Below are 14775 nucleotides of genomic sequence, written 5' to 3' on the forward strand. Positions count from 1 at the left end.
CGGTTCAGGGTGTTCAGCGCTGCCGGCGGTACTGCACGGTCCGGTCGTTCAACGGCTGCAGTGCGCGTGCGTTGCCCTTGGGGAAGAGCTTCTGGAAGTCCGCGACGGCGGAGTCGGAGATGGCCTGGTGCTGGCGCAGCACCAGCCAGGACACCCCCTCGGTGTACGGGGCGGTGGTCAGCGAGCCGTCGTAGCGGAACGTGGAGAGGTCGTGGGGCAGCGCGGCACGCAGGTCCGTGGTGACCTCCTTCGTCGGCCCGCACTCCTCGACGCGGGCACGGAGGACCTCGTCCTGCAGGGTGCCCCCAGGTCCACCGCCGGTGAGGAAGAGTCCGACGACGAGGGTCTGCCCCTGCGGTCCACGGTGGACGAAGTGCTGCTCGAGGGGGAACCGGTGGCCGTCGAGCTCGTGCTCGGAATGGGTGTGGAAGTGGAACTGCACGAGCTCGTAGCGGACGCCGCCGACGTGCACGGCAGCAGTGCCGGCCGGGACCTCCGCCTCCACGGTCTCCTCCGGGCCGCGCACCGTGCAGCCCGCGGCGTCGCCGGGGGCGTCCTTGCTGATGTAGTGGACGTGCAGGTCGACGTGCTGCGGGTAGTCGACCACGAGCTCGGGCAGCTTGGGGGCGTCGACGGCCGACCGCGACCGGATGTCGATCGGGCTCTGGTGGGACGGGGTCGCCGCGGCCTTCGCCGGGGCGGCCACGGCCGTCGAGGCGGACGACGCCACCATCGCCGCGGCGGCGACGGTGGGGACACCGATCAAGAAGGAGCGTCGGGAATGGCTCACGTCTCTGTTTCCTCCTGTTTGGAATGATCTTCGTCGCCCGTCAGGAGGATACGTCGAGAGATCATTTGCGAGAAGGACCCGTGCTGATCGCCGGCCCGTTGTCCGTCACGCAAGCCGCGCCGACCGCCGTCTTCGCGGTGGTAATCGCGCTCTTGCCGGAGCAGAGGGGGCCGATCGTCGGTGTCGAGCACCGGTGCAGCGGTGTACACCTGGGGTTATCGTCGCCTTCGGGCGAGTTGTGGGGCGTGACGAGCTGCACAGTCGAGGTCCTGTCCGATGCTGCGGAACCGGCACGATGAGCGTGAGGTGCTCGACCGGCTGTTGAAGGCCGCTCGGGCAGGTCGGAGTCGAGCGCTGGTGGTGCGCGGCGAGCCCGGTGTGGGCAAGACGGCTCTGCTGGAGTACGTGGTGGCACAGGCGTCCGGCTGCCGGGTGGAGCGCATCGCGGGCGTCCAGTCGGAGATGGAGATGGCCTTCGCCGGGCTGCACCAGCTGTGCGCGCCGATGCTGGGGCGGCTCGGGCGGTTGCCCGAGCCGCAGTGCGACGCGCTGCGCACGACGTTCGGGCTGGCGGCCGGGCGGGCGCCGGATCGCTTGCTGGTCGGGCTGGCCGTGCTCGGCCTGCTCGCCGAGGTCGCCCGGGAGCGGCCGCTGGTCTGTGTGGTCGACGATGCCCAGTGGCTCGACCGGGCCTCCGCGGAGGTGTTGACGTTCGCTGCGCGACGGCTGGTGGCCGAGTCGGTGTCGGTGGTGTTCGCATCACGGCTGGAGTCGGAGGACGAGCCGTCGACCGGCTTGCCGGAGCTGGTGGTCGCGGGCCTGTCCGACGCCGACGCGCGGGAGTTGCTGCGCTCCGCGCTACCGGGGCTCGTGAACGAGCGGGTGTGTGACCGGATCGTCACCGAGACCCGCGGCAACCCGCTGGCACTGCTGGAGCTGCCCCGGGGGCTGACACTCGCGGAGCTCGCCGGCGGGTTCGGGTCGCCGTCCCGCGCGCCGGTGCAGCGGCGGATCGAGGAGAGCTTCCGCAGGCAGCTTGCGCCACTGCCGACGCCCACCCGGCAGCTGTTGCTGGTCGCCGCGGCGGAACCGCTCGGAGACCCGCTGCTCGTGTGGCGAGCCGCCGGACTGCTCGGCATCAAGCCCGATGCGGCCGCACCGGCAACTGCGGCCGGGCTCGTCGAGATCGACACGCGAGTCCGGTTCCGACACCCGTTGCTGCGCTCGACGGTCTACCGGGCGGGCTCCGCCGAGCAGCGGCGCATCGCGCACCGGGCACTGGCCGAGGCCATCGATCCCCGCGCCGACCCGGATCGCCGCGCCTGGCACCGGGCCGAGGCGACATACGGGCTCGACGAGGACGTCGCCGCGGATCTCGAACGCTCCGCCGGACGGGCGCGGGCGCGCGGTGGCCTGGCCGCTGCTGCGGCGTTCCTGGAACGGGCCGCCCAGCTCACCCTCGAACCCGGCCGCCGGGCCGGGCGGGCGATGGCTGCCGCGCAGGCCACCCACCAGGCAGGCGCCTCCGAGGATGCTCTGGGACTGCTGTCCGTCGCGGTGACGGGCCCGCTCGACCCACTGCAGCGCGCTCAGGCCGACGTGCTGCGCGCCCAGATCGCGTTCACCACCAACCGCGGCAGCGAAGCACCTCCGTTGCTGCTCAAGGCGGCCAGGCAGCTCGAGCCACTCGACATCCGGTCGGCACGCGACACCTACCTGGATGCACTCTCTGCCGCCGTGTTCGCCGGCTCGTTGGCCACTTGTGCCAGCGTGCGGGAGGTGGTCGAGGCCGCACGGGCGGCGCCTCCTGCGCCGCAGCCGCCCCGGCCGGTCGATCTCCTGCTGGACGGTCTGGCGATGTGGTGCACGGAGGGTCCAGCCGCCGGGGTGGCGGAGCTGAAGCGGGCGCTTCTCGCCTTCCGCAGCCCGGACATCAGCGCAGAGGACGGGCTGCGCTGGTTCCGGCAGGCTCATGTCACCGCCGGGATCCTGGGGGACGACGAGAGCTGGGACGTGCTGGCCACCCGTTACGTCCAGCTGGCCCGGGAGGCCGGGGCGCTGGGTGAGCTCCCCCTCGCGCTGACCGCGCGCATCACCACGCACGTGCTCGCCGGTGAGCTGGCCGCGGCCGCGTCGTTGCGCGCCGAGCTCGCGGCGGTGACCGAAGCGACCGGCTGCCCGCCTGCGCCGCACGGTGCCGTGACGCTCGCGGCATGGCAGGGGCGCGAGGCCGAGGTCGCCGACCTTGTCGATACCGCCAATGCGGGAGTTCTGCGCCGCGGCGAGGGTGGCGGGCTGGCCATGATGGGCTGGGCGCAGGCCCTCCTGCAGAACAGCGTGGGCCGGTCCGAGGAGGCGCTGGCCCTGGCCACGAGGGCCGCAGAGGCCACGGAGGGGATCGGGCTGCCGACCGCGACCCGGGGGGCGCTGGCCGAGCTGGTCGAGGGAGCGGTCCGCTGCGGGCGGCCCGAGCGCGCCACCACCGCTGTTCGCCGGCTCACCGAGGTGAGCCACGCCTGCGGCACCGACTGGGCGTTGGGCGTCGCGGCGCGCTCGCGTGCCCTGGTGCTCGACGGCCAGGCCGCCGAGACCGCCTATCGGGAGGCGATCGACCGGCTGGGCCGAACCCGCATCCGTAGCGAGCTCGCCCGCGCCCATCTCCTCTACGGCGAGTGGCTGCGCCGCGAACACCGCCGCGTGGATGCCCGCGAGCAGCTCCGCACCGCCCACCAGATGTTCACGACGATGGGCGCCGAGGCGTTCGCCGCGCGCGCGGATCGCGAGCTGCGGGCCACCGGCGAACAGGTCCGCAAACGGGACATCGAGGTCAGTGGCGAGCTCACCGCCCAGGAAGCCCAGGTCGCCCGGCTCGCCGGCCAGGGCCTCACCAACCCCGAGATCGCCGGCCGGCTCTTCATCAGCGCCCGAACCGTCGAGTGGCACCTGCGGAAGGTCTTCCAGAAGCTGGGCATCACCTCACGCACGCAGCTCGGTCTCTGAGTCCCCGAGCTGTCCCCGGGGGCCCCCAGGGACAGGACCAGGGTCCGTATCCGGGCGCGACCTCGACATCTCCGCCCCATTCTCTTGATGTGGACCTCACACAGGTTCGAATCGTGCCGGACCAGCACTCCGTGATCACCATTCGATGAACGACGCCGACCAACTTCTGGGCCCCACCGATGACGACAAGGAGGAGGATGCGTCCGAAGCATTCGTCCGCACTGTGAACGACGCGGCCGGCCCGCTGTTCTGCTTCGCCCTGCGGCTGACGGGCAACACTGAGCGGGCCGAGGATGTCGTGCAGGAGACACTGCTGCGTGCGTGGCGGCACGCCGCGTCGGCGCGCGGAGCCCCCACGCCGCGCCCGTGGTTGTTCCGGGTCGCCCGCAACCTCATCATCGACCTGTGGCGCTCCGACCTCACGCGGCCGGTCATCGTCAGCGACGACGACGTTGTGAGCGCCGTGCCGGCGAACGACCAGTTCGAGAGGGCTGTGCAGTGCTGGGACCTCGCCGCGGCCCTCCGCCGCCTCGAGCCGCATCACCGTGAGGCCCTGACCGTGGTCTACCTCGAGGACCGCACCGTTGCGGATGCGGCCCGCCGGCTGGGCGTCCCGACCGGCACCGTGAAGTCACGCACCCACCACGCCCTGCGTGCGCTGCGTGTCGTGCTGGAGACGCAGAGGACGCTCTGACCGCCCGGGCGAGGTTTCCCCCGAGAATGAGAGGTGACGTCGGCACTTGTGGAGAGGTGAACGGATGCCCGCACTCCGGATCGACCGGCACGGCGACATCGCCGAGCTGGTGATCGACCGCCAGGAGAAGCGCAACGCGATGTCCTACGAGATGTGGGGGTCGCTGCCCGCACTGGCCGCCGAGGTCGACGCCGACGAGTCGGTGAAGGTGCTGGTGGTGCGCGGTGCCGGAGCGCACTTCTGTGCCGGTGCCGACATCAGCGAGTTCGGCACCCGACGCTCCACGGCCGATGCGGCACGCGGGTACGGCGACCGTGTCGAGCAGGCCGCACACGCGCTGGCGGAGATGCGTAAGCCGTCCATCGCGATGATCCAGGGCTACTGCATCGGCGGTGGCTGTGAGCTCGCGTTGGCCTGTGACCTCCGGTTCGCCGACACCACCGCGCAGTTCGCCATCACGCCGGCGAAGCTCGGCATCGTCTACGGCTTCACCTCCACGCGACAGCTCGTCTCCGTGATCGGGCCGGCGTTCGCCAAGTACCTGCTCTTCTCGGCCAACCGGATCACCGCGCAGGACGCGCTGCGGGTGCGCCTCATCGACGAGCTCGTCGAGCCCGACGCGCTGGAGAAGACGACAACCGACTTCGCCCGCACCATCGGTGCGCGCTCGCAGGTCTCCGTCCGGGGCAGCAAGCGGCTCATCCAGAAGATCATGGCGGGCCTGGACGTACCCGACACCGAGGCCACCGAGCTGCCGATCGACGCCGTCTCCAGCGACGACTACCGAGAGGGCGTCAGCGCGTTCCTGGAGAAGCGTCTCCCGGAGTTCAGGGTCCGCTGACGAGCGCCGGTGCCACGGGCGCGGGGGCGGTGGTGGCGGTGGCACGGGACGACGCGCCGGGCGGGAGCCCGATGATCCGTTTGAACGCGCGGCTGAACGCGGCCTCGGACCGGTAGCCCATCCGGCTCGCGACCTCCGCCACCGTCGCGCCGTCCTCGGTGAGGAGGGTGCGGGCGGTCTGCATCCGCCAGCGCGTGAGGTACCGCATCGCCGGCTCGTCGACGAGCTCGGTGAAGCGGGCCGCGAAGGCCGAGCGCGACATGGCCAGCTCGTTCGCCAGCGACGCCACCGTCCAGTCGCGGGCGGGGTCACGGTGGATCAGCGAGATGGCGCGTCCGATCTGCCGGTCCCGCAGCGCGCCGAGCCACCCTCGTTGCGCCGCGGGGTCGGTCTCGATCCACGCCCGCAGCGCCTGGATCACCAGGATGTCCGAGAGCCGCGTGATGACGGCCTCGCCGCCCGGGCGCATCTCGGCGGCCTCGGCGGCCACCAGCCGTAGCGTGCTCTGCATCCACTCCGCCTGCGGTGACCCCGCGGGCTCCATGTGGATCACCACCGGCAGCAGCGGGAGGATGTGGTGCGCGGCCGGGTGGTCGAGCCGCACCGCGCCGCACACCAGCGTGGTCGCCGCCCCTCCGCCACCGTGGCGCAGGATCGCGTACCGGTTCTGGAACTCGTGCTCGAGGCCGGTCACGTCCGGAGCGATGACGTCGGGCCCGCTGCCGAGCACGTGCCCCCGGCCGTGCGGCACGAGCGCGAGGTCACCCTGCTGGATCCAGCGCGGCTCCGCCCCGTCGACGTGGAGACGGCACCGGCCCGCCGTGACGATGTGGAACCAGAGGCAGTCCTCCCACGGAGGCACGGTGAGGCCCCACGGCGCAGTGAGCTCCGAACGGCAGTAGAAGCTGCCGGTGACGCGCAGGAAGTGCAGCGCCTCCCCGAGCGGATCCTCGGAGTGGAACTGGTCTGTGACCGACACGAGCCGAGTCTGGATGCCGATGTCGCCGGCGTCCAGAGGATCGGGACGAACGAGCATGAACCGGCGACTCCCGGGCATGGAAGGTCCGGCCGATCGGTCCGATGGTGGACGAACACGACACCACGGACCTTCGGAGGAACGCCATGATCACGGTGATGGGCGCGACCGGCCACGTCGGCCGGCAGATCACGCAGCGACTGCTGGACGCGGGGGAACCGGTCCGCGCGATCGGCCGCAACCCGCACGTGCTGGCCGCGCTCGCCGCCGCCGGCGCCGGGACGTGGGCAGGCGATGCGGCCGACGCCGCGTTCCTGACCCGTGCCTTCCGCGGGGCCGACGCCGTGCACACCCTGCTGCCCTACGACCCGACCTGGCCCGACTTCGGCGCGGAGCAGCAGCGTCTCGGTGAGGCGATTGTCACCGCCGTGCAGGCGGCCGGGGTCCGCCGCGTCGTGGCGCTGAGCAGCCTCGGGGCGGACCTCCCGGAGGGCACCGGGTTCATCGCCAGCCTGCACGAGCAGGAGCAGCGGCTGCGCCGGGTGCCCGGGCTCGACCTGCTCGTCCTGCGGCCCGGCGTGTTCTTCGAGAGCATCGCGGCCGCGGTGGACCTGGTGCGTGCGTTGGGCGTCAACGCCGACGCGGTGGCCCCCGACGTGCCGGTGCCCATGATCGCCACCAGGGATGTCGCCGAGGCGGCGGCCGCAGCACTTCTCGCCCGCGACTGGTCGGGGGTGCAGGTGCGCGAACTGCACGGACAGCGCGATCTCACCTATGCCCAGGCCACCGCAATTCTCGGTGCGGCGATCGGCCGGCCCGCGCTCGAGTACGTCCGGCTGCCCGATACGGAGATGGTGAGGGCCCTCGTGGAGGCCGGATTCTCGCCCGATACCGCGACATTGCACGTGGAGATGGGGCGGGCGCTCTCCGACGGCACGATCGTTCCGCGCGAGCGCCGGAATGCCGCGACGACGACCCCGACCCCGTTCGAGGCGGTCGTCGCCGAACTCGTCCAGGATCCGGTGGCATGATGATCGACGCGTTGCTGCCCAGCGCCATTCTGGTCGCCACAGTCGGATCCGGTCTGATGGCGGGGCTCTTCTTCGCCTTCTCCGTGGCCGTGATGCCGGCTCTGCGGCGGCTGCCACCTGCCGCGGGCGCGGCGGCAATGCAGTCGGTCAACAGGGCGATCCTCAATCCCCTGTTCGGCGTGGTGTTCGGGGGAACGACCGTGCTGTGCGTCCTGCTGGCGGTGGCGGCACCGTTCTCGGCGCAGCACGCAACCGCGTGGATCGTCGTCGGTGCCGTTCTCCACGTGGTCGGCTCATTCCTCGTGACGGCGGTATGGAACGTCCCCCTGAACATTCGCCTCGACGCCGTGGATCCCGACGCCGCCGCCGGCACCTGGAGCGAGTACCTCGTCCGCTGGACGGCGTGGAACCACGTGCGCACCGTCCTGTGCACGGCATCGACGACGGCGCTCGCCCTGGCGGTGTGACGGCGTCCTCGCAGAGGCGGTGTGTTCCTCGCAGGGTCTACGGCATCTGCGAGGAGCGCACCCACTCTGCGAGGACGTCTCTGGTCAACCCCGCGATGCCCTGCTAATCTGCCCGAGGTCTTGATCTTCGGGTCAGGGCTGTGGTGGTGGTCCTCTCGGTTGCTGACGTCGCGCAACAGGGTGGGGTTGCCGCCGCAGGGTTTCCGGGCGTGACGACAACCGTCCGGACGCAGGTCGCTGCCCCAGGCGCGACGTGTATGGCCCGTGGCGTCCTCGTGGGCCGTGTGTGACAGTCCGCGAACTCGTTTTCGCTGGTCATCCCCCTCGTTCCACGTCATCCCCTCTTCTCTGCGACTCCAGGGAGCACTCCAGATGCACGCGCATCCAGCTCACGACGGCGAGGCCATGGGCCCCGTCGTGCGTGCTGATGCCGCCGTGCGCCTGCGACCGTCCCCGGTGCAGATGTTGGTGCGGTTGATGCGGTGGGTGGTGGGGGTTGCCGTCGCGGTCGTCGTGCTGTGGGTGGGTGCGGCGTTCCTCGCGGCGCCGACTGCGGCCGCCGCCACCGTGCCGGTCACCACAACTGCTCAGGGCGCGCAGAAGGGAGGCAAGGAGAAGCCCGCAGGAAGCAGTGGCAGTGGCGGTGGCGGAAGTGACGCGAAGTCCGCCACCGAGAGCAAGAAGAGCAAGGAGCCGGCGAAGAAGGAGCCGGCGAAGAAGGAGCCGGCGAAGAAGGAGCCGGCGAAGAAGGAACCGGCCAAGAAAGCGCCGCCTGAGAAGGCCAAGAAGGCTCCGGCCGAGAAGGCCTCGGCGAACAAGGCTTCGCCGAACAAGACATCGGCCGAGAAGGCCTCGGCGAACAAGGCTGCTTCGGCCGGCAAGGCTTCGGCTGACAAGGCTTCGGCTGACAAGGCATCGGCAGGCAAGGATTCGACGAGCAAGGCTAAGACATCGACCGAGAAGGCTTCGGCCGGCAAGGCATCGACTAACAAGGCATCGACGAACAAGGCATCGGCTGACAAGCCGGCGAAGGGTTCGACCGCCACCGGAACGGTTGCGGCCAAGGCGAAGCGGACGGCCGTGCGAGCCGCCGCGGAGAAACTGACGCCGGTGAAAGCGGCTGCGGCGAAGTCGGCGGCTACGAAGACGGCGGCTGTGGCGAAGGCCGCAGCGGCCAGGGCGAAGTCGGCTGCTGAGAAGGTGACCGCTGCGAGAACGACGAGCGCGAAGTCGGCTGCGACGAAGGTGGCAGCCGCCGCGAAGGCGAAAGCGGTGAAGGCGGCAACTGCCGCGAAGACGGCAGCGACGAAGGCGGCAGGGGAGCCGACCGCCCCCGATGCGAGGCCTGCGAAGACCAAGACGACTGCGGCCAGGACGACTGCAGCCAAGGCGACCGCGGACGCGAAGACCACCGCGGCCGCGTCGAAGGCGGCGGCTGCCGCGAAGGTGACTGCGGCCAGGACGGCGACCACCGCCAAGGAGGCCGCGGCGAAGGCGAAGTCGGCCGCCGCGAAGGCGGCGACGGCGAAGACTCCGGCGGCGAAGAAGGCCGCGGCGAAGGCGGCGACCGTCGCGAAGACCGCCGCGACCAAGGCGACCGCGGCCAAGGCGGCTGCCGCGAAGGCGGCGACCGCGGCGAAGACGGCTGCGGCGAGGGCGACCTCCGCTGCTGGGAAGGTCCTGCCGGTCACCGGCGATGCCGCCGCGCTGCGCGCCGGGATGGCCTCGGCTGCGGATCCGCGCGGGCCCCCGCGTGATGGCCGGGCGAGCCGCGCGGGGCAGTGGCAGTCCGATGAGGACGTGCAGGAGCAGACCGAGCGTGTGCTCGACGGCGAGATCAAGGTGGACAAGAGCGCGAAGGCCCTTGCGGCCGAGAAGAAGAAGGTCGCCTCCGGCGCGGTGAGCAAGGCGACCTACGCCAAGCACGAGGCCGCGCACAAGAAGCTGGTGAAGACGGTCGAGGCCGACCGTGCCGAGCTGTCGCCCGATCGGGCCGAGCTGGTGGACGAGGTCGTCGACGGGCACCGTGCGCTGGCGAAGACCGAGACGGCGTTGGCGGCAGAGCAGAAGAAGGTCAAGGCCGGGACGGTCAAGGCCGCGGTCCACGAGGCCAACGTCGCCAAGTACGAGGCGACCAGGGACGAGGTCTACGAGGCCACCGACGAGCTGCGCGCCGCTACGGGCCACGAGGGTTCCGATGTGCAGGCCGCGGGCTCGCGCGGGGCGAAGGCCGCCTGTGACTCGAGCGGCGTGTTCTTCGAGTGCAGCGCCGCCGCGGGAGAACGCGGCTCCGATGAGCAGCGCGGTGAGCGGTGCATCGGTCTGGCCGGCCTGTCGTCCGGCTGTAGCGTCTCGGCGGGCTCCGGGGAGAACAAGGCCTCGGGGACGTGCACGATGTCCGGCGCGAAGCAGGGCTGCGAGACCAGCGCCACGACGGGGAAGAAGTCGGCCACCGCCTCGTGTGCCACCGGGCCCGACGGCTGCAGCAGCTCGAGCACCACCGGCAGCACCCGGGCCGCGTCCGCCTGTGAGGGCGCGAACGGATGCCGGTCGTCGAGCACCAGCTCCGCTCCAGGCACCGCTTCGCAGGACGGCGACACGTCGACGGCGAGCGGCACGTGTGAGCGCGAGTGCGCGATCAGCACCGTGGCGAGTGCCCGTGACGCGAGCGCCGACTGCCGGACCGGCAACGGCACCTGCGACACCACCAGCTCCGGCACGACCCGCGGTACGCCCACCGGCGGCACGGGCGCCGCGGCCGTCGTCGAACCGGCGGCGGCGAAGACGACGACGAAGACGAGCGAGGCCGCGACCGCCACGGGCGCCGCGCACTGCACGGCCACCGCAGGCGGCTGCCGCACCTCCAGCAGCACCGACCTCGGGAACGACGGCTCGGACCGCTGGTCCCGCCAGAGCTCGTGGGACACGGACGCGGAGACCGAGGACGGCTACTCCGCCGGCCGCCCGCAGTCGAACGCCGACGTGCAGTGCGAGCGGGGCGCCACCGGATGCTCCGGCACGGCGTCGAGCAGCACCGGCGCCACCACCACCTCGACCACCACGGAGCAGGCCGCCGCCGCGAAGCCGGCGACCGCGGCGACGGCGACGACGGCTGCGGCGGCTGCGACCCGCACGATCACCCACAAGACCACGAGCTCCGCCACGTGCTCGGTCACCGCCGGTGGTTGCGACACCAGCAGCGGCTCCGGCAACAGCACCGACGACGGCTACGGCAACGGCGGGTCGACCGGCACGGCACGCGCCGACACGCGGATCGGGTGCGACGGCGCCGCCGGTTGCTCCGGCACGGGCACCACCACCACGAACGCCACGGTCTCGAGCGGGACGGGCGAGACGGCCGCCGTCCGCACGACGAGCGGCTCCTCGTCCTGCACCGCCACCGCGGGCGGCTGCTCGGCCGACTCCACGTCGAACGCCGCCGCCCGCACCGACAGCGGCCGCGATGCGTGGAACGACGTCGCGGCGGCTGCCACGGTCAGCCCCGTGAAGCTGGCGGCCACCAGCACCGCCGGTTCCGAGGTCGACTGCGGGAGCGCGGCGTGCACGGGCACCGCGAAGTCGGCGACCACCGGCTCGGCGTCGGGCGACATCACGGGTGTCCGCGACAGCTCGGGTTCGGCCTCGTGCTCGGCGCACGGCGCGGGCGGCACCTGCTCGGCCGGCAGCGACACCACCGTCGAGGACCGCGACCCCGCGGCGGGCGCGTCGGGCTCGCAGGTCTCGGGTCCGGTCAGCGTCTCGAACGCCGGCGCCCGGGTCGACTGCTCGGGCGGGAGCGGGTCGTGCGGCGGCACCGCGGCCAGCTCCACCAGCGCGCTCGACACCGCCGTGTCGCCGCAGCGGAGGGGTTCCTCCAGCAGCGCGGACTGCACGGTGTCGGGTGGCGGCTGCAGCGGCGAGACCAGCTCGGCCGCGTCGAGCGCCCCGGACTACGTCCAGCTCGACGCGGCGACCGGGCAGCCGGTGAAGGGTCAGCCCACCAGCGGGCCGTCCAGCATCTCGTCGGCGAGCGCCTCGGTGGACTGCTCGGCCGGGGCCGCCTGCTCGGGCACAGCGCACACCGGCTCGGCTGCGTGGGACGGTGCCGTGGCCGCTGGGAAGCCGCGCACGTCGGCCGGCTCAGCCACCTGCGAGGCCGGCGGTGGGGCCTGCCGGGCCGAGACCACATCCGTGGCTCTGACCGCGCCGGGTGCCGTCCAGGCGTTGCCCGGTACGACTCAGGCCAGTGACGCGAACCAGGCCCGCGGGGACCAGGCCGGGGCGGACCAGGCCGGGGCGAACCCGGTGGTGAACCCCGCCCGGCGCCCCGCCGGCCCCTCGGCTGCGTCGGCGTCCGGTGCGGTGCTGGACTGCGACGGGCAGACCGCCTGCGACGGCAAGGTCACCAGCTCTGCCACTGCCACCGACCCCTCCACCTCGCCGGACCCTCGCGGCTCGCACGGCACGGGCTCGTGTGACGGCGTGTCGGGCGGCCGGTGCCAGGCCGTCACGAACTCGGGGGCCTCCAGCGGACCCGACGCGAGCAGCATCCGGCCGCTCGTGCGGGCCACCTCGACGTCCAACGCGACCGTCAGCAGTGCCACGGTCGGCGAGGACGGGCAGGCCCGGACGCCGGCCGACGCGCCGCAGGACCGGCCGGGACCGGACCAGCCCGCCACTCCGCCTGCCCCGACAGCGCCGGGCTCGTCCGCCGCCTCGGGTGCGCCGACCGTGCCGGGTGCGTCGAGCTGGACGAGTGCCTCGGCCACGCTGGACTGCTCCGGTTCCCCGGGCGGCTGCTCGGGCACGGCCCGCAGCTCGGCTGCCGGCGACGACGGCCCGAGCACCACCACCGGCGGCGCGGGTGCGCGTGGCCCACCGGGCGGCCAGTCGTCCTCCAGCGGCAGCTGCACCACCAGCGAGAGCAACTGCCAGGCCGCCACCAGCTCCACCGCCGGGTCGGGCCAGGTCGTGGCCGACATCATCACCGAGACCCGGAACGAGACCGCCGAGCAGGCCGCACAGCAGGCCGAGCAGGCACAGCAGATCGCCGAGCAGGCCCGCGACACCGCGGCACGCGACGGGGCGACCGCCGAGGAGAAGAAGGCGGCCACCGACGCGGCCTCGGTCGCCACGCAGGCCCGCAAGGCGGCAACGGATGCCGCGAAGCTGGCTGCGGCGCCGGTGAAGAACGCCCCGGCAACGCTGTCGGAGTCGAGCTCCTCCGCGCAGTGCGCGGCAGGCGACGGCTCGTGCGACGCGGCCACCACCGGTACCGCGACCGTGACGGCGGCCCTCGGGGCCGAGAAGGACCCGGCAGGCACCAGCACCTCGCGCAGCGGCGGGGAGTGCCGCAGCAGCGGGTCCGGCTGCACGGTCGGCAGCAGCGCGACGGCCACCACCGAACGTCACACCGGCATGGCTTCCGGTGCCGAGGCGACGTCGCCGATGGTCCCCGGCCGGTCCGGCACCACCCGGGCGAGCTCCACCATCCACTGCCCCGACAGCACCTGCACGGGCACCGTCACCGGCGACTCGGCCGCAGCGGCGAGCCCCGACGGGGGCAGCGCCGCCGCCATCGGTGCCGCGCGGGCCGCCGCGACGACGACGGGGAAGAGCAACGGCGCCGGGATCGACCCGGTCAGCCTCTCCACCTCGCACGGCGCGGCGAGCTGCACCGGCCAGGAGGGCGGCTGCCAGGCCGGCATCACCACCGGCTCGAGCGTCGCGGTCCACCCGGGTAGGGGTGCCGCCGCGGCCGGCCGGTTCGGCACCACCTCGGCCTCGGTGTCCGCCGACTGCCGGACCGCGACCGGCGCCTGCCCCACCACGACCCGGTCCACGAGCACCGGCACCGACGACCCCGCCGCGCTCGCCGCCACGCAGAGCAGCGGCACGGCCGGTGCGCGGGCCCGCACCGCCACGGCGGTGGCGACGGCCACCTGCTCCGCGAGCGGGCCGTGCGAGTCGGCGACCAACGGGTTCGCCTCCGACAACGTGGCCGAGGTCGCCGCCACCTGCGCCGGCACCGGCTGCCGCACCGCGATCCAGGGCGAGGCCCGCTACGGGGGCAACAGTGCGACTGCCCGCTCAGCCTGCACCGCCGGTGCCGACGGCGTCTGCCAGGGCACCGGCCGGGTGGGCGCCACCCCCACCGGCGCCGAGGTCTCCGCCTCCTGCGCCGGCACCGCGGGCGCCGACTGCGCGCACCGCTACTCCGCCCGCAGCGCAGCCTCCGACCGCAGCAGCGGCAGCACCGCAACGGCGAACGCCCGCTGCGGCGCCGCCGGGGGCGCCGGCAACGGCTGGTGCGCCACCAGCGCTGTCGCCCGGACGGGCACGGGCAGCGCGCTGGCGGCCGCGGCATGCCAGGGCAGCCCGGGCTCGGGCTGCTCCTTCAGCTACCGGGCGCACAGCAGTGCCGCCGACACCGGCCCCGGCACGCGCGCTCGCGCCAGCGCGACCGGCTCGGGCTCCGGGCGCTTCGGCGGCGGCCAGGCGGCCACCACCGCGGCCGCCGTCGCCGGGCCGGGCAGCGCACAGGCCTCGGCGTCCTGCACCGGCTCGGCGGGCACCCGCTGCAGCCACTCGTACTCGGCACGGGCCGCTGCCATCGCCGGTGGCGGTGCTGCGCGGGCCAGTGCCAGCGGGTCCGGCGGTGGCGGCATGGGTGGCGGCGGGGTCGCCGTCACCGCGCAGGCGCAGGCCGGCCCGGGGTTCGCGAGCGCGTCGGCGTCCTGCACGGGGAGTGCGGGTGTGAGTTGCCGGCACTCGTACTCGGCGAGCGTGTCGGCAGCGGCCGGTAACGGTAGGTCGTCGGCACGGGCGTCGGCCAGTGGTTCCGGGGGCGGCGGTATCGGCGGCGGCGGGGTTTCCGTCACCGCGTCGGCATCGGCCGGGCCGGGTTGGGCGCAGGCGTCGGCGTCGTGCACGGGCAGCTCGGGCACGCGATGCAGCCACTCCTACGAGGCGACGT

Annotated in this window: 18 protein-coding genes; 5 read left to right on the plus strand and 13 right to left on the minus strand. The window is 73.2% G+C overall.

Features of this window, described 5'->3' with window-relative positions; translation table 11 throughout:
* Nucleotides 1–13: 13 nt before the first annotated feature.
* Entirely contained in the window at nucleotides 14–790 is a 777-nt protein-coding gene (locus HF577_RS12175; protein WP_169395909.1) for a carbonic anhydrase family protein, read from the minus strand.
* Nucleotides 787–999, minus strand: a complete 213-nt coding sequence (locus HF577_RS12180; protein WP_169395910.1) for a hypothetical protein — start codon at nucleotides 997–999, stop codon at nucleotides 787–789. The genes HF577_RS12175 and HF577_RS12180 overlap by 4 nt, the downstream gene beginning before the upstream one ends.
* Nucleotides 1000–1066: 67 nt before the next feature.
* Here HF577_RS12180 and HF577_RS12185 point away from each other — a divergent pair, with 67 nt between their 5' ends.
* The 3 genes from HF577_RS12185 (at nucleotide 1067) to HF577_RS12195 (ending at nucleotide 5325) form a co-directional block, all read left to right on the plus strand.
* Complete coding sequence (locus HF577_RS12185) at nucleotides 1067–3790, plus strand: ATP-binding protein (protein WP_169395911.1); 2724 nt, start codon at nucleotides 1067–1069, stop codon at nucleotides 3788–3790.
* A 145-nt stretch (nucleotides 3791–3935) separates the two neighbouring features.
* Complete coding sequence (locus tag HF577_RS12190) at nucleotides 3936–4484, plus strand: sigma-70 family RNA polymerase sigma factor (protein WP_169395912.1); 549 nt, start codon at nucleotides 3936–3938, stop codon at nucleotides 4482–4484.
* A 64-nt stretch (nucleotides 4485–4548) separates the two neighbouring features.
* Complete coding sequence (locus HF577_RS12195) at nucleotides 4549–5325, plus strand: enoyl-CoA hydratase/isomerase family protein (RefSeq protein WP_169395913.1); 777 nt, start codon at nucleotides 4549–4551, stop codon at nucleotides 5323–5325.
* On the opposite strand, the gene HF577_RS12200 is transcribed toward HF577_RS12195, so the two are convergent.
* Nucleotides 5312–6304: an AraC family transcriptional regulator gene (locus HF577_RS12200; RefSeq protein WP_312859095.1), complete on the minus strand. Its 993-nt coding sequence runs from the start codon at nucleotides 6302–6304 to the stop codon at nucleotides 5312–5314. The two genes, HF577_RS12195 and HF577_RS12200, sit on opposite strands and share 14 nt — an antisense overlap.
* A gap of 143 nt (nucleotides 6305–6447) precedes the next feature.
* On the opposite strand from HF577_RS12200, the gene HF577_RS12205 reads away from it, so the two are divergent.
* Together HF577_RS12205 and HF577_RS12210 are read left to right on the plus strand one after the other, a co-directional pair.
* A complete protein-coding gene (locus HF577_RS12205; RefSeq protein WP_169395915.1) occupies nucleotides 6448–7332 on the plus strand; it encodes an NAD(P)H-binding protein in 885 nt (294 codons plus the stop codon).
* Nucleotides 7329–7799, plus strand: a complete 471-nt coding sequence (locus HF577_RS12210; protein WP_211174154.1) for an anthrone oxygenase family protein — start codon at nucleotides 7329–7331, stop codon at nucleotides 7797–7799. Before HF577_RS12205 ends, HF577_RS12210 begins: the two co-directional genes overlap by 4 nt.
* A gap of 389 nt (nucleotides 7800–8188) precedes the next feature.
* Here the strand turns inward: HF577_RS12210 and HF577_RS12215 are convergent, their stop codons facing one another.
* The 10 genes from HF577_RS12215 to HF577_RS12255 all read right to left on the minus strand — a co-directional run bounded on the left by HF577_RS12215 (nucleotide 8189) and on the right by HF577_RS12255 (nucleotide 14746).
* Nucleotides 8189–8377 (minus strand): hypothetical protein, encoded by a 189-nt coding sequence (locus HF577_RS12215; RefSeq protein WP_169395916.1) that lies wholly within the window; start codon nucleotides 8375–8377, stop codon nucleotides 8189–8191.
* 9 nt (nucleotides 8378–8386) lie between these two features.
* Nucleotides 8387–9706: a hypothetical protein gene (locus tag HF577_RS12220; RefSeq protein ID WP_211174155.1), complete on the minus strand. Its 1320-nt coding sequence runs from the start codon at nucleotides 9704–9706 to the stop codon at nucleotides 8387–8389.
* A 240-nt stretch (nucleotides 9707–9946) separates the two neighbouring features.
* Nucleotides 9947–10726: a hypothetical protein gene (locus tag HF577_RS12225; RefSeq protein WP_169395918.1), complete on the minus strand. Its 780-nt coding sequence runs from the start codon at nucleotides 10724–10726 to the stop codon at nucleotides 9947–9949.
* Between the two features lie 21 nt (nucleotides 10727–10747).
* Entirely contained in the window at nucleotides 10748–11017 is a 270-nt protein-coding gene (locus HF577_RS12230) for a hypothetical protein (protein WP_169395919.1), read from the minus strand.
* Nucleotides 11018–11026: 9 nt separating this feature from the next.
* The gene (locus HF577_RS12235) at nucleotides 11027–11692 is read right to left on the minus strand and encodes a hypothetical protein (protein WP_169395920.1); all 666 of its coding nucleotides are present in this window, start codon (nucleotides 11690–11692) and stop codon (nucleotides 11027–11029) included.
* Between the two features lie 99 nt (nucleotides 11693–11791).
* Entirely contained in the window at nucleotides 11792–11947 is a 156-nt protein-coding gene (locus tag HF577_RS12240) for a hypothetical protein (RefSeq protein WP_169395921.1), read from the minus strand.
* Nucleotides 11948–12037: 90 nt separating this feature from the next.
* Entirely contained in the window at nucleotides 12038–13198 is a 1161-nt protein-coding gene (locus tag HF577_RS12245; protein WP_169395922.1) for a hypothetical protein, read from the minus strand.
* 9 nt (nucleotides 13199–13207) lie between these two features.
* Nucleotides 13208–13840 (minus strand): hypothetical protein, encoded by a 633-nt coding sequence (locus HF577_RS12250; protein WP_169395923.1) that lies wholly within the window; start codon nucleotides 13838–13840, stop codon nucleotides 13208–13210.
* A gap of 171 nt (nucleotides 13841–14011) precedes the next feature.
* Nucleotides 14012–14140: a hypothetical protein gene (locus HF577_RS39225; RefSeq protein ID WP_281359745.1), complete on the minus strand. Its 129-nt coding sequence runs from the start codon at nucleotides 14138–14140 to the stop codon at nucleotides 14012–14014.
* 60 nt (nucleotides 14141–14200) lie between these two features.
* Nucleotides 14201–14746, minus strand: coding sequence for a hypothetical protein (locus tag HF577_RS12255; protein ID WP_169395924.1), 546 nt, complete (start codon nucleotides 14744–14746; stop codon nucleotides 14201–14203).
* Nucleotides 14747–14775: the final 29 nt, after the last annotated feature.

Source organism: Pseudonocardia xinjiangensis, from assembly GCF_012911925.1.
In the GTDB taxonomy this organism is placed as follows: domain Bacteria; phylum Actinomycetota; class Actinomycetes; order Mycobacteriales; family Pseudonocardiaceae; genus Pseudonocardia; species Pseudonocardia xinjiangensis.